A 20,403-nucleotide genomic window follows, 5' to 3' on the forward strand; every position below is an offset into this window, starting at 1 on the left:
TGTTAGGACTGGGAGCCGCATGCACCCAGTCCGGGTTAAGTTTTATTCCTTTGTTAGTGGTTGTCTAAGTAATATTACTGAGCGGCTTTCAACGGTTATAGAGTCTGAAGCGCCGAAAGTTTCTCCTCCGTCGTCTCCGGTCACAAAGCCGGTATGGGTGTCCAGAATTTTTGTCCATTTGCTGCCATATTTCTTTGGTGGCAAAACGAAGGTTAGAGGCTCATAATGTGCATTGAAAACGATGTAGAAATTGTCGTCAACAATTGGTTCACCCTTAGGTCCAACTGTACGGATCCCCTTACCATTTAAAAAGATAGCCAGGGATTTGGCAAAGTCGTGATTCCAGTTCTCTTCAGGCATTTCTTCACCATCCGGCAGGAACCAGCTGATGTCTTCCAGACCGATCCCTTTAATAGGTTGTCCCTTAAACCATCGGCGGCGGCGGAACGTTGGATGGGTTGTTCGTAAGTGAATTAATGTTCTGGTAAAGTTCAGCAGCTCTGAATCGCTATTTTCCCAGTTTATCCAGGAAATTTCGTTGTCCTGGCAATAAGCATTGTTATTCCCTCCCTGAGTCCTACCGGCTTCATCTCCAGCGACAAGCATAGGTACTCCTTGCGACAGGAATAGGGTAGCCAAAAAGTTTCTTTTTTGTTTGTTGCGGAGCTCTATAATCTCCTCGTTGTCGGTATCACCTTCCTCGCCGCAATTCCATGAGCGGTTATGATCGTCGCCATCATTATTGTCTTCTCCGTTGGCTTCATTATGTTTTTCATTGTACGACACAAGGTCGTGCAGGGTAAAGCCATCGTGGGCAGTAACGAAATTAATACTTGCGGTTGGACGACGGTAGTCGTCTTTATATAGGTCAGAACTACCGGTAAAACGTTCTGCGAATTCGCCGAGCATACTGTCAGCACCTCTCCAGTAATCCCTGATGCAATCACGGTATTTCCCATTCCATTCCGCCCATCCCGGAGGAAACTTTCCAACCTGGTAACCACCTTCACCAATGTCCCATGGTTCGGCGATTAATTTAACCTGCGATATGGTAGGATCCTGGTGAATGATATCGAAAAATGCGCTTAACCGGTCTACTTCATGCAGTTCCCGAGCCAAGGTCGCTGCAAGGTCGAAACGGAAACCATCGACGTGCATGTCGAGGATCCAGTAACGCAGGCTATCCATGATCATTCTAAGGACATTAGGCAGGTTGGCATTCAAGGTATTGCCGCAACCCGTATAATCCATATAGTAGCGTTTGTTGTCGTCTGTCAAGCGATAATAGGAGGCGTTGTCGACTCCACGGAAACAAAGTGTAGGTCCATTCTGATTACCCTCTGCAGTATGGTTATAAACTACATCCAGGATTACTTCAATACCTGCTTTATGCAGAGCTTTCACCATGTTCTTAAATTCGGTTACCTGACCACCGTGAGTACCGCTGCTTGAATACCGAACGTCTGGAGCGAAAAATCCAATCGAACTATATCCCCAATAATTGCTTAATCCTTTTTCTTCCAGGTACCTGTCCTTGACAAAATGGTGCACAGGCATCAGCTCGATAGCCGTGATACCAAGCTCTTTCAAATATTTAATGGTTACAGGGTGTCCGATTGCAGCATAAGAGCCGCGTATGTTTTCCGGAATTTCCGGATGGAGCTTGGTAAAGCCTTTAACATGAGCTTCATAAATAATAGATTTATGGTACGATATTTTGGGAGCCTTATCGTTCTCCCAATCAAAGTTGTCATCGATGACAACACTCTTGGGAATATAGGAAGCACTGTCGCTTTCGCTATACGAAAGATCTTCCTCCGGATCACCGATATTGTAAGCAAATAAGGAATCATGCCAGTCCATTGTTCCCGTGATCGCTTTCGCGTAGGGGTCAAGCAAAAGTTTATTTGGATTGAACCGGTGCCCGTTCTCTGGTTCATATGGTCCATGAACCCGGTATCCATATAATTGTCCGGGCTTGAGTCCCGGAATATAGCTATGCCAGACATGATTCGATCGCTCCTTAAGTGGTATACGGTCGGTCTCGGTTGATTCGTCATTTGAAAACAAGCAAAGGTCAACACCAGTTGCGTTTTCAGTATATAGAGCAAAGTTAACACCCTCGCCATCCCATGTTGCGCCAAGTGGGTAAGGGTTACCTGGGTATATAGTTTTTATCATACTGGATAACAATGAAAATGCTCTTAAAATGTTTTGTCTTCATAGGTTTTTCGATAGTGTTTTTTTTCAGTTTTTTAAAACCTTTACAATAGTTGTGAACTTCTATATAAAACTTTGCAGAATGAATTAACCAATACTTTAACAGGAGATGTATGGAACGGATACTTGTATTGGATGACGACGAAGCCATTCTTGAAGCTTTGGACGACGCCCTCGCTTGCTTAAACTACCAGGTTAAAACGATCAGCGACGCAAAGCGTTTGTATGAGACAATAGAGGAATACAAACCGGATCTTTTATTGCTTGACTTTATGCTTCCAAGTGCAAACGGAGGGGCAATCTGTCACCAGATAAAAAGCAATCAGCAGATCAAGTTACCTGTTATTATTATGTCAGGGTATAATGATGTTATCGATCAATCCGAAAAATCCGGAGCAGATGATTTTATTAAAAAGCCGTTTGATCTGTTCGAACTTGATGAAAAGATAAGCTCTTGCTTTAACCGTAGAAGTAATGATGCGTTAAGTGAATATTGTTAGGAATTACGAATTACGATTTTTGATTTACGCCGTGCTTAAAACCATTAACAATTCGTTTGCTAGCGCACGCGTGCTGCGTGTGCTGAAACTTAGGACTTAGAACCTACTTATAACTCTTTAAAAAGCTCCCTTATCTCATCATTATCCAGCTGCAATAATAGTGAACCTACTAAAATTGCTGTATGATCCTGGGACTTGAAGCAATTACCTATAATCTTGCGAATGAAATTGTGATCAAGCTTACCGGCTGAATATGCTTGTTTGATGTGTTGCACCAAAAAATTATTATCCATCTCCTTCTGTTTGAAGAAGCCAGCGATTTGGCTTTTTACTTCCTGAGTTTGTATCATGACTATAGGGAGGTGTAAATAGCAAGTAACAATACAAGCATGAAAAAGAAGAGATACATAAATGCATCAAATTTTCTGTTTTCTGCGTGGGAGAACTTCGACCGGTAGGTGGTGTTTTCGGGGGTGTAAGGTTTTACTATCATGAGATCCGATTTGCTGCAAAAAGAACTTATCAAAATTCAGTCCATTAGCGGGTTATCAGGATATATTTTTTGATATACTTAAAATAATAGCCCGGTGAGTTACAGTTCGTTATGGATTGCCCTGAATATTGGTCGCACTTGTGTATGGGATTTTTACACCTGTACAAAATAAACGAAGAAATCGATGAACTTAATTCTCCGGCTTCCTCATTTCTGAACGGATAGCATCTTCCAGTTCTACGGGGCATTGGGTTCCTATGATATATTCAAGACCATCGCGGTCGGTGAGGGAAATAGCATCTTTCCCACTTGCATAAAACCTTATTTTACCCTTTTGATGCAGGTTATAAACAGGATTATTTATAATATATGGACTGTACGCCTTACGCTCGACCTTTACAATGCTATTTAAATCTATTTTTATAAGCTTTGTTGTCCATAGACCGTTTAAGATAACGCTTTTGTTTTTTACGGAAGTGCGGTAGTGTACCATGAACAACATTACAATTGAGGCGACAAAAATTCCGGCACCGACTATTAAAAACAGATCGCCATTTCTTTCCCGTCCTTCGGTGATGTAATAGGCCGCCACACAAAATAAGATCATAACCACTCTGATACTTATGCGATTATAATCTCTCCCGAGATATTGTTTTTCAGAAAATACAGGTTCAGTTGTCATGGTGCTTTAGCTTCTCGAATGTAATAACTTTTTTTGTTTGGGAACTAACTTTGTAACGGTTATCCGACCGGTAGCCTACCACCCACAGAATGTCGCCATTAGCATTTTCAAGTATAGGAATATTTTTCTTTTCAGTAAGCGGAATCTTAAGCTCCCTGAACAGATCACTCACCTTTTTCTTTCCCTTCATTCCGAAAGGAAAAAAATAATCCCCTATATTCCATTGACGCAATTTTAATGGGAACTGTAACAAGGAAAAGTCAAAAAAAGCTTTGTCCTTGAGCGGACTGATCATTGTGCTTCCAATTTCCCGGATGTCAAATATCAGCCTGGTACTTCCAAAAACTACATCATTCCCTTTTAAATCAAACAGTATTTCGGAAGAATGGTGTTGCTCGCTTTTTTTCTCAAGTAAAACCCGGTTTCTGTCCAAAAGCAAAGTATAGGTTTGCGACTTGAAGAGCTTTCCAGGCTGACTTTCCCAGGATTGTGCGAAGTCGGTCAAAACTGCCTCAGAGAATCCAAAAGGCTTGAAGAGCTCATATAGAAGGAGTTGCTTCGGTGAGAGGCTTTTCAGATCTTCTAACCGGATCTCGAATTGAGTTTTTGAAATTTGGATGAAGAGACGTTCTCTTAATTTCCCGACTTCAGTATTTAGGAAATCTTCCACCTGGATGAAGCGTCTGGCGTTTGCCTCAAAGGTTTCGTCCAATCCGGGGTTCAGATCTTTTAGCCGGGGTACTACTTCCAGCCTGATCTTATTCCGGGCATATTTAGATGAGAGATTGGAACTGTCTTCCCTGTAGGGAATATTTTCGCTTTCAATAATAACAGAGATCTCATCCCTGCTTAAAAATAATAGGGGACGTATTAAAAAATCCCTTTTGGGAAGAATGCCGTGCAGACCTGCTATTCCTGTTCCGCGAGTAAGGTTGAGCAGAACCGTCTCAGTGGTATCGCTTGCATGGTGAGCTAACGCAATGTACTGATATCCATAAGTTTGCCGTATTTCTTCAAACCAATTATACCTAAGCTCTCTGGCGGCCATTTGTGTAGAGATGCTCCTTGATTGGGCATAATCACTTGTGTCAAAACGTACGGAATAAAATGGTACTTTAAAAGAGTCTGCAAGATCTTTTGTGAAAAGTTCATCGGCATCAGATTCCTCAGACCTCAATCCGAAATTGCAATGTGCAATACCAAAATCAAGCCTTGCAGCGTTGAAAAGATGGCATAACAGAACAGAATCCCTGCCTCCGCTTACTGTAAGCAAAACCTTGTCAGTAGGATTGAATAACTTTTGTTGGGCGACAAATGATAAAAAGCGGCTGGTGGGCAACATTCATCAAAATTATTCAATTATCTTTAAAAAGCTTAAGGATGCTTATTAATACAAATTATATTTTAAAAGAGTAATTTTGCGGCGTGAGGAAAGTCTTTTTTCTTTTATTTCTAGTGGCTGCAGTGTTGCAGGCCAAAGCCCAGAAAGGCAAACCGGTGCAGCTGACATCTTCGGAAATCATCAAAGGGTTTTCAAAAGAAGGTGTGATGCGGGTGATACGCCCCATATTTTCTCAGGAAGGATCAACGCTTGCTGCAGACAGTGCCGATTTTAACCAAAATGCCAATACCTTCGATGCCTTTGGCAATGTAGTAATTACCCAGCCAAATGGAACAACTGTATATTCCGACTTGCTGAACTATAATGGTACGACTAGAATTGCGCTGCTTACTAATAATGTTCGACTGGTTGATAAAGAAGCGGTGCTTACAACCAATTTCCTGACGTACAACATGGGGACACGGATTGGTACTTATTCCGGGGGTGGTAAAATTGTTAACGGACCTGATGTGCTGACCAGCAAAACAGGGTACTACTTTGCCAATACCCGCGATGCTTATTTCAGATATGACGTTCTTGTAAATACCCCTGATGCGCTGATCACTACCGATACCCTGAAATACAATTCGGGAACCAGGGTTTCCTATTTTTACGGCCCTACAAACATCAAGGGAAAAAAAGATAAAACTAATTTGTATACTGAGAACGGGCGTTACAATACTCTTACCGATCAGGCATGGTTTGGGAAGAAGAATTTGTACACCGATGGCAGCAAATCTTTAAAAGGAGATAGTTTATATTATGATGGTAAGGCTGGTTTTGGTAAAGCGATCAACAATATTACTTTTATTGACACCACCCAAAAGATAACCTTGAAGGGCAACCAGGGCATTTATCGTAAGATAGATGAAAGTGCATTGGTTACGAGAAATGCTTACGTTGTCTTGCAGACGAAGCCAGATTCAGGGGCAGTGGATTCTATCTTTATGACTGCTGATACGCTGCGTACAAAATTAATTTTTCTTAGGGACCTGAAACCGGCTAACCAGGAGGAATTAAAGGCAGATGAAGAAATAGTAGACGATCCTGGAGTTGAGGGAGCTGATTTAGCTGCTGAAGGGGGTGAGGCGGGTGCTGTACCTATGGCAGCAGAAAGTCGCCCTGCTGATGCTGTGCCGGCAGGTACTGCAACTGCTACCGTTGCGGCGCCAAAAGAGGAAGCTTTGCAGGATACAAGTGCCAGGAAGGAGGTTGAAAAGGAGGAACCTTCTGCCCGCGAAAAGAGACGGGGGAAAAAGAAAGGACTACTGAGTGGTTTATTTAAGGGGAAAGAACAGAAGAAAGACGTTATGACCGAAGCTGAACCGGCAAAAGACGATTCGGACGATGTTATTTCTGCAGGAACAGAGTCAGCGGCAAAAGACAGCTTACAAAAAGATAGTCTCCAGAAAAAGCTGGATGTGAAATTGCCACTTGATACCACCCGAACCCGGATAGTCCTGGCCTATAATAAAGTAAAGATCTTCAAATCGGATCTGCAAACCAAGGCGGATTCAGCTTTTTACAGTTATGCTGACTCTATCATCCGGTGTTATGTAAATCCCATGATCTGGACCCAAGGTTCGCAGTTATCAGCCGATACCATTTTCCTCCAACTAAAAAACCAGAAGCTCGACAATATGCTCCTGCAAAATAATGGGTTTGTGGTGAGCACTGAACTGGATTCGATTAAGTTTAACCAGGTGAAGGGTAAGGTACTTACAGGCATATTTAAAGATAATCGCTTATATCAGATGTTTGTGGATGGGAATGCTGAAAGTATCTATTATACCGTTCAGGATAGTGCCTACTCGGGTATGAATCGTTCGCTAAGCAGCAGAATGAGGCTTGATTTTAAGGATAACAAGTTGGAAAATGTAGTTTTGGTTCGAAAACCCGAGGGTAAGTACTATCCTATTGAGAAGGTCGATAAGGATGTTGAGATATTAAAGGGGTTCATCTGGAAGCCCAACGAACGTCCCAAATCAAAAGAGGAAATTATTCCGACACTTGCTCCTAAAAAGTCTTCGAAGCCGACTGCTAAAAGAGCGATTCCTCCGGCACAAAAAGCGACAGGTAAAACAGCAAGTAAGAAGTAACAGGTTTATTTTAGAAAATTCAGAAATGCAAAGGAGTCTCAGACTCCTTAAAGCGCTATAATTAAACGCCTAACGAGTCAGAGACTTTCATTTATTGGTTAATCCTTAGTCCCCTGCACTCTTTAGCCGAGGCTACAGACTAAGGACAGCGGTGTGGCACGCGTGCGTCTTGTGTCTGGAATTTAGATGCAAACCTTTCAATATTCGTTATACCCATCGAGAAAATCGGTAAGTTTTTGTATCGCCTGCGCCCTGTGTGAGATTTGATTTTTTTCTTCTCCGCTCATGTCGGCGTATGTAATATTGTAGCCTTCAGGCTGAAAGATGGGATCGTAGCCAAACCCGGCATTTCCTGAGCGATCAGCAGTGATTCGCCCTTCGGCCCTTCCTTCGAACAGATATTCGTTCCCATCGAGGATCAAGGAGATCACACAGATGAAGCGTGCTTGCCGGTTGCTTTTTCCTTTCATATTATCAAGCACCAGTTGCAGATTAGTTTCAGGATCTCTCGAGCCGGAATATCGGGCGGAATAAACTCCCGGTTCCCCATTCAGCGCGTCTACTTCAAGCCCCGAGTCGTCAGAGAAGCAATCAAGTTTAAAGTGATCGAAAATATAACGGCTTTTTTGGGAAGCATTTTCTTCGAAAGTAGTCCCCGTTTCAGGGATATCTTCAAAGCAGCCTGCTTCTTCGAGGGTTTTCAGGTGAAACTTGCTACCCATCAGGGCCTGGACTTCTTCCAGCTTATGTTTATTATTCGTCGCGAATACGAGTGATTTCATATATAGGGGTTGATTTGTTGTACTGCAGCGCCTCAAAATCCTTTCATAACATTCCAAAAGATTTTTTTCTTTTCCACATCGTTGAGCATTTCGGAAAAGTTGAAGGTGTTCAGAAGTTGTATTCCCTCATGTTCCGAGATCTTGTTCGGGCTCAGTGCCGGTAGGCCAAATCTTTCCGGATTGAGTCCGAAGAGCACCACTTTACTGCAGGCAAAAAATGTCTTTAATTGTTGCAGGCTTGCTGCGGGGTTGGTCGCTACATTCATAACAGCCACGTCGCCCAAACTCATCTTTTTTGCGGTCAGGATACTTTGAAGGGCTTCCAGTTCCTTGGGGGCCATTACTTGATGGCCGGGATAGTCAACCAGCAGCAGGAAATACTTATTGTTTTCACCCAGATAGTCAAACGAAGGCTGGGGAGGAGGAGCGGGACTTTCAGCCTGGCTTTCCCGAATGTTAGTTTGGCTCACGTCTTTTACAGCCTCAAGGTCGATTGGATCAATAAGATAGAGTTCTTCAGTCATTAAATACTGAAGGGAAACCGGGTGTGTTGCTTTCAATCCACTCATCGTTCAAAACTACAAAAAAACCTGCAATCTGCGACCCTGATGCCCACAAGGCATTCTTGTTAAAAATAGTTAAAAACTAATTTTTTAGCGGTTTCCCAGATTAATCGGCTTACCTTTATATACGCAAAATGGCATAATTTCAGAAAATCAGTGAATAATAAATTATATCTGATAATTTTGCAAGATTTCTTAAGCGAACAGAAATCAAAAATTGCATGGAAATGCCTCTTTGGCAATAAAAATATAGGTATTAAGGATGAGAAAATTTTTTAGGGTACTTTTGGTATTGGTTACTGTGGGAAATACCCTTTATGCACAACGTTCAGTGAATAAAATAGTAGCGGTTGTAGGAGACAATATTATCTTACAATCGGATATTGAACGTGATTATGCCAATTACATTTTACAGGGGAATCCCGAAAATCCGGAGGTAAAATGTTACCTGGTTCAGCAAATGCTTACTCAAAAACTACTTTCTCAGCAAGCAGTAATTGACTCTGTGACTGTTACTGATGATGAGGTTACCAATGAGGTTGACCGCCGCATGAGAGCTTTTATGCAAAGGGCTGGTGGGCAAGAGCGATTAGAGCAATTTCTGAACCGTTCGGTAATTCAGTATAAAGATGAGATCCGGCCGGATGTAAGAGAGCAGCTGGTAGCTGAAAGAATGCGTGGAAAGATCACTGAAAATGTTGCGGTGACTCCGCTTGAAGTAAAGCGTTTTTTTGAATCAATTCCCAAAGACAGTTTGCCTTATTTCAACACAGAAGTTGAGATCGGCGAAATAGTAACTTACCCGAAGCTTACAAAAAAGGAGAAGGAGGCTTTCCGGGATAAGGCAGAGGCTTTGCGCTTAAGGGTTAAGGGTGGCGAAAGCTTTGAGACATTGGCGCGGCTGTACTCTCAGGATCCGGGTTCCGCGCCTGACGGTGGGGATCTTGGATTTTTTGACCGGACTGTGATGACTAAAGAATTTACGGCAATGGCCTTTAAGCTTAAAGCAGGTGATTTGTCGCCGGTCTTTGAGACTGATTTTGGTTTCCATTTTCTGCAGGTTATCGACCGAAGAGGCGAGCAGGTAAGAGTAAGACATATTTTGATTAAAATAGAGCCAACTCCTGCGAGTCTTGACCGGACTAAGGCTCATATAGACAGCATTCACCGTGACGTGGTTGCCGGTAAAATTCCCTTTGCGACCGCAGCCTCTATGTTTTCTGATAATAATGATACCAAATATACCGGAGGTATGCTGTTGAACACTGAAGGTGTTCAGAGCCGTACTACGTATATCCCTACTGACAAACTGGAGCCTCAAGTCTTTTTAACGATCGACACGATGAAGGTTGGGTCGTTTTCTAAGCCTCAGCTATTTACTGCGAAAGATGGTAAACAAGGCTATCGCTTTTTATACCTGAAGTCAAAAACTCAGCCCCACCAGGCCAGTCTGGAAACGGATTTTCCAAAGTTGAAGGAAAGTGCTTATGAGGATAAATTGAACCGGCAGGTAAGTGAGTGGTTCGAGCAAAGACGGAAATCTACCTATATTAAGATTGATCAGGAGTTTCAGTCATGTGAAGGTTTAAAAATGTGGGTTGCCAAATAAAACCAGATCTTAATGGCCTGCCAATCGGATATCGAAGCAATAGATGCCCTTGCTGCATCCTATAAAAAGATAAGAACTGAGATCGGAAATGTCATCATAGGGCAGGACGATGTCGTGAAATCTGTTTTAATCTCAATATTCAGCAATGGACATTGCTTATTGGTGGGTGTCCCTGGGCTGGCAAAAACTTTATTGGTACAAACGGTGGCCCAGGTACTTGACCTGAGTTATAACAGAATTCAATTTACCCCCGACTTAATGCCATCGGATATTCTTGGTTCGGAAATTCTTGGTGAGGATCGCGCATTTAAGTTCATTAAGGGGCCGGTGTTCTCTAATATCATACTTGCCGACGAAATTAATCGTACTCCTCCTAAGACACAGGCTGCTTTACTTGAAGCCATGCAGGAAAAGATCGTGACGGTAGGTGGACAAACTTATTCGTTGCCTCAACCTTTCTTCGTGTTAGCCACGCAAAACCCTATTGAGCAGGAGGGAACCTATCCCTTACCGGAAGCACAATTAGACCGCTTTATGTTTAATGTATTCCTTTCCTATCCTTCTTTTCAGGAAGAGCTCCAGGTTGTAAAAAACACCACTGCTAACAGGCAAATAGCATTGCAGAAAATATTAAATGCAGAAGAAATAAGATATTTTCAGCGCCTCGTCCGAAATGTTCCGATAACCGATAATGTGCTTGAATATGCCGTATCTCTTGCCGCAAAGACCCGCCCTAATACCGCTACAGCAACTGCTGAAGTAAACAAATTTCTGAGCTGGGGCGCAGGGCCGCGGGCTTCCCAGTATTTAGTATTAGGAGCAAAGTGTCATGCTGTGATATCAGGTAAATACTCACCGGACATCGAGGATGTGCAGGCAATTGCAGAGCCTATCCTTCGCCATCGTATTGTGCGTAATTATAAAGCGGAGGCTGAAGGGGTAACAACTGAAGATCTGATCAAGCGACTGTTGTAGTCCGCTTGATCCTGCTTAATCTTTGTTATTCTCCGGACTCTGTGTAGATCTGCAGAATAATATTCCATTTATACCCTGGCTGAACTTCCCAGATCCTTATGTAGTTGTATTTTTTGGGTCCGGTTTTTCCGACTATAGTTGAAGTGCCCTGAGTAAAAGCATAATCACCGCTGTAAGCTCTGTCAGCTTTTACCGGTATTGATATTTCCCTAAATTCGCGCTTCTTCCAGAAATTCATGATTGCTGCTTTGCCGATCACCGGTTCGTAATCCGGAAAAAGCAGCCTTGATTGAGGTGAAAGGAACTCGTTCATGGCAACTTTGTTATCGGCTTTCTGGATGGTGCTCAGTAACTTATCAGAGCTGAAAACAATGTCTTCACGCTCCTGTAATCGTTTTTGCGATCTTTGGTGAATAAAGATCTCATTAGCAGGGTTTGTGAAATCCAGTGCCGGTATTGTTTTCGGTTTTTTATGTGAAATGGGCATTGTGAGTGCCAGTTTCCAAATGCCTTTTTTGTTTTTTTTCCACACCGACAGATAGGAGCCGTAGTAAGCAGCGGGGCCATCGTCTGTCTGTTTGAAAGCGAACGGACCGGTTGTAAAACCCCAGTCGTTACTTTTAGACACCCTTGCAAATGAAGGTTCCCAACTTAAATAGCCCAGATTAATACTGTCAGGCTGTTTTTTATAATAGCGGACGGCGTTTACAGGGCTGGGTTTAAAGATGACCGTGTTAGCATCCGAAACCTTGATAAAGGCTTTTTTCAGGCCCTTTTCCTTAACCCTGGCTGCAAAGTAATTTTCGGCAGCGATGAGCTGGCCCACTTTATCGGCAGTTTGCGAGAGAGCTGGCCCTGCGATTGTCAATAAAAAAGATAAATAAAAAAGAAACTTCATTAATAAGGGATTGGATGAATATAATTAGGCCTTGCTCCAGGTTGTTCCTTCTTTGCCATCTTTCAGCTGAATTCCCAAAGCCTGTAAGCCATTGCGGATCTTGTCGGATGTTGCATAATCCTTATTTTCCTTAGCCTCCGAGCGCAGTTCTATAATAAACTCCATAAGTCGCGTTATATTGTCCGTTTGTGCCTGCTCTTCTTTAAGGCCCAATATATCATACACAAAATCGCTCATCAATGTTTTTAATGCGTCTATGTCGGCCTCTGTGGCCGAAGCTTTTCCATCATATACACTGTTAATGATACGTGCTGCCTCAAACAGGTGTGCGATAGTTACCGGGCTGTTAAAATCGTCGTCCATGGCATCATAGCACGCCTGCCTGATCGAAGCTACATCGATACTGGAGTTTGCAGATGCTTTAAGTTTATCCAATAGTCCGCAGGCATTCATCAGTCGTTTAAACCCTTTATCGGATGCCTCAAGTGCTTCATTGGAGAAATCGAGCGTGCTTCTGTAATGAGCCTGCAGCATGAAGAAACGAACCGTCATAGGTGAGAACCCCTGGCTCAACAAGGGATGATTGCCTGTAAAAAGCTCATGAGGCAAAAAGCCGTTACCTGCCGACTTTGACATACGTGTGCCATTTACGGTAAGCATATTAGTATGCATCCAGTATTTTGCCGGCTGAGTATGGTTGCAAGCCTGCGATTGTGCGATTTCATTGGTGTGATGTGTAGCTGCAAGATCCATACCTCCTCCGTGGATATCAAAGATCTCGCCCAGGTATTTATTGCTCATGGCTGAGCACTCGATATGCCAGCCGGGGAATCCCCAGCCCCATGGCGAAGGCCAGCGCATGATGTGTTCTGGTTTCGCTTTGATCCAGAGCGCAAAGTCAAGCCGGCCATGCTTTTCGTCCTGCCCGCCAAGCTCTCGGGTATTAGCAAGCAGGTCTTCGATGTTCCGGTTTGTTAAAACGGTATAATTATGGTCTTTTGAGTACTTTTCAACGTCAAAATACACGCTGCCATTCTTTTCATAAGCGAAGCCATTAGCGATGATATCTTTTACCATTTCAATCTGTTCGGCTATATGCCCGGTTGCAGTCGGCTCTATGCTTGGAGACAGGGTGTTAAAAAGCTTCATGACATCATGGAAACCAATAGTATAGCGCTGCACGATCTCCATAGGTTCCAGTTGTTCAAGGCGAGCCTTCTTAGAAAACTTATCATCGCCCTCATCCCTGTCGCCTTCCAAATGGCCGGCATCGGTGATATTCCGCACATATCGTACTTTATAACCTTTGTGCGATAAATAACGGTAGATTAAGTCGAAGGATACAAAGGTGCGGCAGTTGCCCAGATGAACATCACTATATACTGTAGGCCCGCAAACATACATGCCCACAAAGGGCGCATTTACGGGTTCAAAGTTTTCTTTTGTTCTTGTTAAGGTATTATAAACAACGAGGTTGTTACTCATGATGCAAACTTAATAAAATCGGGTAATATAAAATTCGGGAAGAATGAGGTCGATAAGAATTTATTGTTTTACCTCATGGTTTAGTTCTAAGTCGCTGCGTACAGGATAATGATCTGAAAGCTTCTTATTTATGATGCAGTAATTCATTACGTTAAATTCACCGGAGGCCAGAATGTAGTCAATCTGGAAGTTGGGAAAATCACCATTATAAGTCACTCCGAAACCGCTTCCTCTTTCCCGGAAGCTGTTTTTGATATTCTTAGAAAGCGTGTTAACCGTATATGAAACGGGTGTGTCGTTAAAGTCTCCAACAATAATATATGGAAGCTCGCTTTCGCGTGCATGGGCTCTTAGTATTTTTGCTTGTTCGCCGCGTTTTATAAAGGCTTGTTTCAGGCGGCTGCCAATGCGTCTCGGCGATTCAGAATCATCGGTATTGATCTGTTTGATCTCTTTCAGGTAATTGTAGTCTTCCTTTTGGAATTTGATTGACTGCAGGTGAACGTTATAAATTCGGAATGTTTGTTTGTTAACCTTAAAGTCGGCATATGTAACCTGATTTCCACGGTCGGTATTAGGGAAAACAATATTTCCTTTTTTTCTGATCCGGTATTTTGAAAAAATGGCCAGTCCGATAGTTTCATAATCGTTTCCCATATTTTCTTCAATATAATAGTGTTCCGTATTCAGGATTTCGAGGATGGATTTTCGGATGTTGAATTCGCCTTTCCTGCGTGAGTAGAATTCCTGGAGACAAATAATATCCGGCTGTTCGTGCCTTATAACATCGAGCATTTGGTCTTTTATCATCTTGTCGTTCTGCTCATCAAATTTTTTAAAGTAATGAGCATTCCATGTAAGCACCCTAATGAAACTTTGTGAAGATTTTGGAACCTGAATACCGGTTGATTCTCTGAACCCAATGGTGCTTACAAGAAACTTCCATCCAAGAACAATAGTAATTACAGAAAGCAGGGTGTAGAGGGGTTTCCGGAATAACCAGTAGGCCACAAAAAGCAGGTTTACTGCCAGCAGAAAAGGATAACCTAAACCGATAAATGCGAGGGGCCAAAATGTAGCGGGGCTAATAAAGGATGCGGCATAGCTGAGAAGTAAAACCAGGGCAGCGATCAGGTTGGCTACAAAAATGCTTTTACTAACAAAACTGAAAGGTTTTTTTGTTTTTTTCCTAGTCCTCATTCCTTATTGCTGGCTTTAAAAAGCTGCTCTTTCTCCTGCTTGGTTAAGCTATCGTATCCTGACCTCGAAATTTTATCCAATATCTGATCTATAATCTCTTCGTCAGGAGGTGAACTGACAGGCTTGCTCCTCGTCTGTGAGTTTCTGATAACCTTCAGTTTCTTCTTTCGGTCAAAGATCTTGCTCCAGTCATTTCCAGCTTGTAGTTGTTTGATATATATAAATCCCAACAGAGCGCCGCCCAGGTGAGCGATAGCGCCGCCTGCATTGGTCCCCGCAATAGAAACAAGATCTATCAGAACATATACCAGAGCCAGATACTTCAGACGAACATCACCAAACAGCAATAGCCTGAGGCTGTAATCGGGCAGAAGGGTGGCGGTAGCCACTATGATGGCCATAACACTTGCGGAGGCTCCTATAACAGGTGGCAGAAAGACGATATTATCTCTGAAGACAGGAAATACATTGCAGGCAAGAATGAAGAATAATGCGCCTGACAAGCCTCCGGCAATATAATTAAAGGTAAACTGGCGGGCATTTAAGAAATCCTCGAAAATCCTTCCGAACCAGTAAAGGCCCAGCATGTTAAATACAAAGTGCAATAAGGCCCTATGGCTGAACATGTAAGTAAAGGGCGTCCAAAATTTTTCCAGTAAGTCTGGAAGAAATGGCGGGGCTGATAAGTTCATCGTCAGCCAGTCAGACATCGGGGTTCCTTTCGTAAAAAGGAATTCTACTGTTGTGAATATGCCCAGCGTAAAAAAGACGATGCTATTAATGCCGATAAATAAATTCATCCGGCTCCCCGAATGAAGCATCTTATACGATAACTCTTTAAATATAGACCTGTTCATAAAAATCCTCCGGGACGACGAATTCCCCAAAGTTTAATTAAAATAAAACCGAACAATGCTCCGCCTAAATGAGCAAAATGGGCGACCGAGTCACCGGAAAATTTCGCCACGCCGAACACCAGCTCTAATATTACATACACCGGAATAAGGTATTTTGCTTTAATTGGTATAGGCAGAAAGATAAGAAATAATTCTGCATTTGGGAATAACAATCCGAAAGCAATTAAAATACCGAAGATAGCACCCGAAGCACCAAGCATGGGGCCGTAATAGATACCGCCTAAAGTCATAAGGTGCTCCTGGTTGGTTGACTGGTAGGTGTCAACATTTATGGTGAAGCCTCCGGTCATCATGTAAATTTCAACAGCCTGAACCGCCATTTGTAATACCAGGGCGCCCAGGCCGGTTATAAGATAAAAGTTCAGAAAACGTTTTGAACCAAGGATATTCTCCAGGGTGGATCCAAAGCTGAATAAAGCGAACATATTAAAAAGAATATGTCCGAAGTTCATGGGGCTATGCATAAACATATATGTGACCACCTGCCAAACCTTGAATTTCGGCGAATCGAAATAATACACGGCCAGGTGATCAACCAGGGGGAAACTGTCCCCTTTCCTGAAGAGCAGTGTAGCTATGTAAAAGATAACATTAATAATGAGCAGGTTTTTCACAACCGGCGTAATATTGGCAAAAGGTGAGGGTCGGTAGCTATTCATTAATCTATTCGCTTTCGCTGATTATTTTTCAAATTTTTGTAAAAGATCATCCAGACTATATGTTATTATCACCGGCTTTCCGCTAATCGACGAATTAGGCATCTGACATGCAAACAATTCATCAATTAGATTATTCATTTCCTCCTGCGATAACTTCGTTCCGGCTTTAATTGCCGTATTTCTGGCCAGTGTGCGGGCGAGATTGTCTCGCCTATTTAATTTCAATAACGTGAAATTGTTTTTAAAACCCTCGATCAAATGCTCAAGCATTTCTACTTCACTTACGTTCGAGCCAATATCTGCAGGAACCCCTTCAACAACTACCGTATTCTTTCCAAACTCACGTATCTGAAATCCTAAAGATTGGATATCAGGCAGAAGCTCTTTTACTAATTCAAAATCGACAGGGCTAAGTGTAATAGTTTGTGGAAACAAACTTTGCTGACTCGCTCCCTTGTGATTGTCCAGTTGTAGTAAGAAACGCTCATAAAGAACTCTTTCGTGTGCGGCCTGCTGATCGATCAGCATGAAACCAGAGCGGATCTGCGAAATTATAAATCGGTTATGAAGCTGGAATATCTGGCTCTCGCCTGTTTTTTTAAGCGGATTTATGCTTGCTTCGGGCTGTATAGCTATTTCCTGCTGTTCTGCTGCCGGATTTTGAACTATTTCGTACAGTGAGCCCCAGTTCTTGGAGACTTCAGGGCGGCCTTCACTAAAGTTCCTTGTATAGGACGAGCTGTCTCTTTGCGTTTTTGGTTCTGATTGAAAAGGATTAAAATCAGGATTGAAACTAATTTGAGGCGGCACAATGTCCTCAGGCGCTTTATGGGAGATCATCTGGCTGAATCCGGTTTCCTGATCGAAATCCAGTGTGGGGGTGATATTATACTGCCCTAATGCTCGCTTAACTGATGAACGCATAATAGCATATATTGCCTTTTCATCCTGGTATTTTATTTCAGTTTTCGTAGGATGAACGTTGATGTCAATTTTGGCCGGATCTATATCGATAAACAATACGTACAATGGGTAGCTGTCATCAGGCAGCAGTTCCTCAAAGGCAGTAAGTACCGCGTGATTGAGATACGGATCTTTAATGAAGCGCTTGTTTACGAAAAAGAACTGTTCGCCCCGCGTTTTACGTGCAAATTCGGGTTTTCCAACATAACCTTTAACGGAGATTATACTTGTCTCTTCTTCAACCGGTACGAGCTTTTGGTTGTATGCACTTCCAAAGAGGTGAACTATCCGTTGCTTCAGACTGGCTTTTGGTAAATGAAATACTTCATTTCCATCACTATGAAACGTAAAAAAAATCTCCGGATGGGCCAAAGCCACACGTTGAAACTCATCAATAACATGTCGCAGCTCTACCGCGTTTCCTTTCAGGAAATTTCGCCTGGCAGGAATATTATAAAATAAATTTTTTACAGAAATGCTGGTTCCTGAAGGGCAGGAGGCAGGTTCCTGTTTCACTACTTCAGAACCCTCAATACAGATCTGAGTGCCCAGCTCATCCTCATGTCGCCGCGTTTTAAGTTCAACCTGGGCAATTGCAGCTATTGATGCCATTGCCTCTCCCCTGAATCCCATTGTGCGGATCGCAAACAGGTCACTGGCTTTTCGTATTTTGGAAGTCGCATGGCGTTCAAAACACATGCGGGCATCGGTTACGCTCATGCCGCAGCCATCATCTATTACCTGCAATAAGGACTTACCTGCATCTTTTATAATAAGCTGGATCTTTCCGGCGCCTGCATCAATTGCATTTTCAATAAGTTCTTTAACCGCCGAAGCAGGTCGTTGAACTACTTCGCCTGCTGCAATCTGGTTGGCTACCGAATCGGGTAAAAGCTGGATAATATCAGACATAATCGTTTCAAAATTAATCAAAATATACCCTAATGCCAGACCCGCTTTGAATTGGCTAATCAATTAATTGTAAAAAACGGGTAATGCCGCAACAGCACATCAGCTTAATGTTTTTTATTCAGGTTTTTACAAATAATTATAGTTTCATACTTTCGTTACTTATTAAAGCATCCCTCCTACGAAATGAATAGAAAGTATATCAAAGACCGTTTTTTACTGCCTGTTTCAGCGATCTTACTTTCGCTGGTTCTGTTTGTATCAGCAGAAGTCCCCAAAAAATCCTCGAATGTTGAATGGCTTAGGCAAATGGAGGTTACGGCGGCTTCGATGGTTTTGCTTAATAATCAGGCAGGTGTAGTTCCCTTGGAGAACCTCTCAGAGAGCAGGATAGCGAGTGTAAATCTCGGATCTGTATATTCTGGTGAGTTTGACAGTATTTTAAATAAGTATGCGGAAGTCAAAAGCTTTTCGGCCCAGGCCTATGAGCGCCAAAGTGGAAGTCAGAGCTTGAATAAGTTGAGCTCAGACCTTAAATTTTATAATATCATTATCGTACAGGTAAATGATGTTGTTTTGAGTGATGCAGGAATACAGTCGTTTCTAGCCGACCTGGATTCAGAGAAAGACAGGCAATTGATCATCACCATGCAAGGTGATGCTCGGAGCTTAAAATATCTCGATTCTGTATCTTGTCCGATTTTGTGGACTTCTGACAAGTCGCCGGTGTCGGCTAACTATGGAGCTCAGGCGATCTTCGGAGGTGCGGAGATGTATGCGCGGCTGCCCTATGGGATTTCCGAAAAGTTTAAGCTGGGAGATGGATATAGCACCACTGCTACACGTCTTAAATATACGGTTCCCGAAGAGCTGGGCATTGATGGCTTTGAGCTTGAAACGTCTATAAACAAAATTATGGCAAAGGCAATAGCTCAAAGAGCTACTCCGGGCGCCGCGGTTATGGTAGTGAAAGATGGTAAAGTGATCTTTAATAAAGCATATGGCAGTCATACCTATTCTAATGATCCTGTGGCTGAGCCTGATAAAGTAGAAGATATTTTTGACCTGGCATCTGTAACCAAAGTTTCGGCAACAACTATTGCAGCTATGCGGCTCTACGAGCAGGGAAAACTCGATCTGGATGAGAGCCTTGGAACTTATTTCCCTCTCGCCAGAAGTACTTCAAAGAATAGCCTGAGTATCAAAGAGCTGATGCTTCATGAGGCGGGACTAACACCTTTTATCCCGTTTTATTCGAGTTTAAAACCCACAGATCATAGTTCGGATTCATCGTCAGAGTATTCGGTAAAAGTGGCTGATGGTTATTACCTGCGCAGCAACTATTATGAAGATGTGATGTTACCCCGGATGCTGACTACCAGGCTCGAGTCTCGTGGCAGATACGAATACAGCGATCTGAGCATGTATTTCATAAAGGAAGTAATAGAGCGCCAGTCGATGAACAGACTTGATCAGTATGTGCTTAATGAGTTTTATAAACCGTTGGGGATGCATACCGCCGGCTTTAACCCCCGTAACCGTTTTGATAAAAGCCGGATTGTACCCACTGAAAATGATACCTATTTTAGGAAAACCCTTGTTGCCGGTTATGTACATGACCAGGGGGCGGCAATGGCCGGTGGGGTTGCCGGACATGCTGGTCTGTTTGCCAGCGCAAACGATCTTGCCATTCTTTTCCAGATGCTGTTAAATGGCGGAACATATGGTGGCTTGCAATACTTCAATCCTAACACCATCAGCTTGTTCACATCAAAACAATCATCAACCAGTCGCAGGGGTTTAGGCTTTGATAGGTGGAATCCCGCGACGGGCAGCTATCCTTCAGAACTGGCATCGCCAGAAACCTATGGACATACGGGCTTCACTGGTACCTGCGTATGGGTAGATCCTAAATTTAAGCTGATCTATATTTTTTTATCAAACCGTGTCCATGAGCAGACGGCTAACAAGCTCTCAAGTATGAATATCAGGCCGGCAATTCAGGATGCCGTATACAAGGCGATTTTAAAAGCCCAATAATAAGGGTATCCTTACATATCATCGGGAT

Annotated in this window: 17 protein-coding genes; 5 read left to right on the forward strand and 12 right to left on the reverse strand. The window is 42.8% G+C overall.

Going from position 1 to position 20,403, the window contains the following annotated elements; translation table 11 throughout:
• Nucleotides 1-42 precede the first annotated feature (42 nt).
• On the reverse strand, nt 43-2,181 hold the full coding sequence (gene glgX / locus J3P37_RS20340; RefSeq protein ID WP_256013283.1) for a glycogen debranching protein GlgX: 2,139 nt from the start codon (nt 2,179-2,181) through the stop codon (nt 43-45).
• A 152-nt stretch (nt 2,182-2,333) separates the two neighbouring features.
• On the opposite strand from glgX, the gene J3P37_RS20345 reads away from it, so the two are divergent.
• Nucleotides 2,334-2,720 (forward strand): response regulator transcription factor, encoded by a 387-nt coding sequence (locus tag J3P37_RS20345; RefSeq protein WP_256013285.1) that lies wholly within the window; start codon nt 2,334-2,336, stop codon nt 2,718-2,720.
• Nucleotides 2,721-2,827: 107 nt separating this feature from the next.
• On the opposite strand, the gene J3P37_RS20350 is transcribed toward J3P37_RS20345, so the two are convergent.
• The 3 genes from J3P37_RS20350 to tilS all read right to left on the reverse strand — a co-directional run bounded on the left by J3P37_RS20350 (nt 2,828) and on the right by tilS (nt 5,237).
• Entirely contained in the window at nt 2,828-3,070 is a 243-nt protein-coding gene (locus J3P37_RS20350) for a hypothetical protein (RefSeq protein ID WP_256013287.1), read from the reverse strand.
• Nucleotides 3,071-3,403: 333 nt separating this feature from the next.
• On the reverse strand, nt 3,404-3,895 hold the full coding sequence (locus tag J3P37_RS20355; protein ID WP_256013289.1) for a hypothetical protein: 492 nt from the start codon (nt 3,893-3,895) through the stop codon (nt 3,404-3,406).
• Entirely contained in the window at nt 3,885-5,237 is a 1,353-nt protein-coding gene (gene tilS, locus J3P37_RS20360; RefSeq protein WP_256013292.1) for a tRNA lysidine(34) synthetase TilS, read from the reverse strand. Before tilS ends, J3P37_RS20355 begins: the two co-directional genes overlap by 11 nt.
• 83 nt (nt 5,238-5,320) lie before the next feature.
• Between tilS and J3P37_RS20365 the strand changes: the two genes are divergently transcribed.
• On the forward strand, nt 5,321-7,375 hold the full coding sequence (locus J3P37_RS20365) for an OstA-like protein (RefSeq protein ID WP_256013294.1): 2,055 nt from the start codon (nt 5,321-5,323) through the stop codon (nt 7,373-7,375).
• A gap of 197 nt (nt 7,376-7,572) precedes the next feature.
• Here the strand turns inward: J3P37_RS20365 and rdgB are convergent, their stop codons facing one another.
• Together rdgB and J3P37_RS20375 are read right to left on the reverse strand one after the other, a co-directional pair.
• Entirely contained in the window at nt 7,573-8,157 is a 585-nt protein-coding gene (gene rdgB / locus J3P37_RS20370; protein ID WP_256013297.1) for an RdgB/HAM1 family non-canonical purine NTP pyrophosphatase, read from the reverse strand.
• Between the two features lie 32 nt (nt 8,158-8,189).
• A complete protein-coding gene (locus J3P37_RS20375; protein WP_256013299.1) occupies nt 8,190-8,726 on the reverse strand; it encodes a hypothetical protein in 537 nt (178 codons plus the stop codon).
• A gap of 256 nt (nt 8,727-8,982) precedes the next feature.
• Between J3P37_RS20375 and J3P37_RS20380 the strand changes: the two genes are divergently transcribed.
• Nucleotides 8,983-10,329, forward strand: a complete 1,347-nt coding sequence (locus J3P37_RS20380; protein ID WP_256013302.1) for a peptidylprolyl isomerase — start codon at nt 8,983-8,985, stop codon at nt 10,327-10,329.
• A 12-nt stretch (nt 10,330-10,341) separates the two neighbouring features.
• Nucleotides 10,342-11,304, forward strand: a complete 963-nt coding sequence (locus tag J3P37_RS20385; protein WP_256013305.1) for an AAA family ATPase — start codon at nt 10,342-10,344, stop codon at nt 11,302-11,304.
• Between the two features lie 25 nt (nt 11,305-11,329).
• Here the strand turns inward: J3P37_RS20385 and J3P37_RS20390 are convergent, their stop codons facing one another.
• The 6 genes from J3P37_RS20390 to mutL are packed head-to-tail and all read right to left on the reverse strand — an operon-like array spanning nt 11,330 to nt 18,338.
• A complete protein-coding gene (locus J3P37_RS20390) occupies nt 11,330-12,202 on the reverse strand; it encodes a DUF4440 domain-containing protein (protein WP_256013306.1) in 873 nt (290 codons plus the stop codon).
• Nucleotides 12,203-12,226: 24 nt separating this feature from the next.
• Nucleotides 12,227-13,687: a cysteine--tRNA ligase gene (cysS, locus tag J3P37_RS20395; protein WP_256013307.1), complete on the reverse strand. Its 1,461-nt coding sequence runs from the start codon at nt 13,685-13,687 to the stop codon at nt 12,227-12,229.
• Between the two features lie 60 nt (nt 13,688-13,747).
• Nucleotides 13,748-14,887, reverse strand: a complete 1,140-nt coding sequence (locus J3P37_RS20400) for an endonuclease/exonuclease/phosphatase family protein (RefSeq protein WP_256013310.1) — start codon at nt 14,885-14,887, stop codon at nt 13,748-13,750.
• The gene (locus tag J3P37_RS20405; protein WP_256013313.1) at nt 14,884-15,687 is read right to left on the reverse strand and encodes a rhomboid family intramembrane serine protease; all 804 of its coding nucleotides are present in this window, start codon (nt 15,685-15,687) and stop codon (nt 14,884-14,886) included. The genes J3P37_RS20400 and J3P37_RS20405 overlap by 4 nt, the downstream gene beginning before the upstream one ends.
• A 53-nt stretch (nt 15,688-15,740) precedes the next feature.
• Nucleotides 15,741-16,463 (reverse strand): rhomboid family intramembrane serine protease, encoded by a 723-nt coding sequence (locus J3P37_RS20410; protein WP_256013316.1) that lies wholly within the window; start codon nt 16,461-16,463, stop codon nt 15,741-15,743.
• Nucleotides 16,464-16,484: 21 nt separating this feature from the next.
• Nucleotides 16,485-18,338: a DNA mismatch repair endonuclease MutL gene (gene mutL / locus J3P37_RS20415; protein WP_256013318.1), complete on the reverse strand. Its 1,854-nt coding sequence runs from the start codon at nt 18,336-18,338 to the stop codon at nt 16,485-16,487.
• A 183-nt stretch (nt 18,339-18,521) separates the two neighbouring features.
• Here mutL and J3P37_RS20420 point away from each other — a divergent pair, with 183 nt between their 5' ends.
• Nucleotides 18,522-20,375, forward strand: a complete 1,854-nt coding sequence (locus J3P37_RS20420) for a serine hydrolase domain-containing protein (protein WP_256013320.1) — start codon at nt 18,522-18,524, stop codon at nt 20,373-20,375.
• Nucleotides 20,376-20,403 lie beyond the last annotated feature (28 nt).

Source organism: Desertivirga xinjiangensis (assembly GCF_024436435.1).
Classification (GTDB): Bacteria; Bacteroidota; Bacteroidia; order Sphingobacteriales; family Sphingobacteriaceae; genus Desertivirga; species Desertivirga xinjiangensis.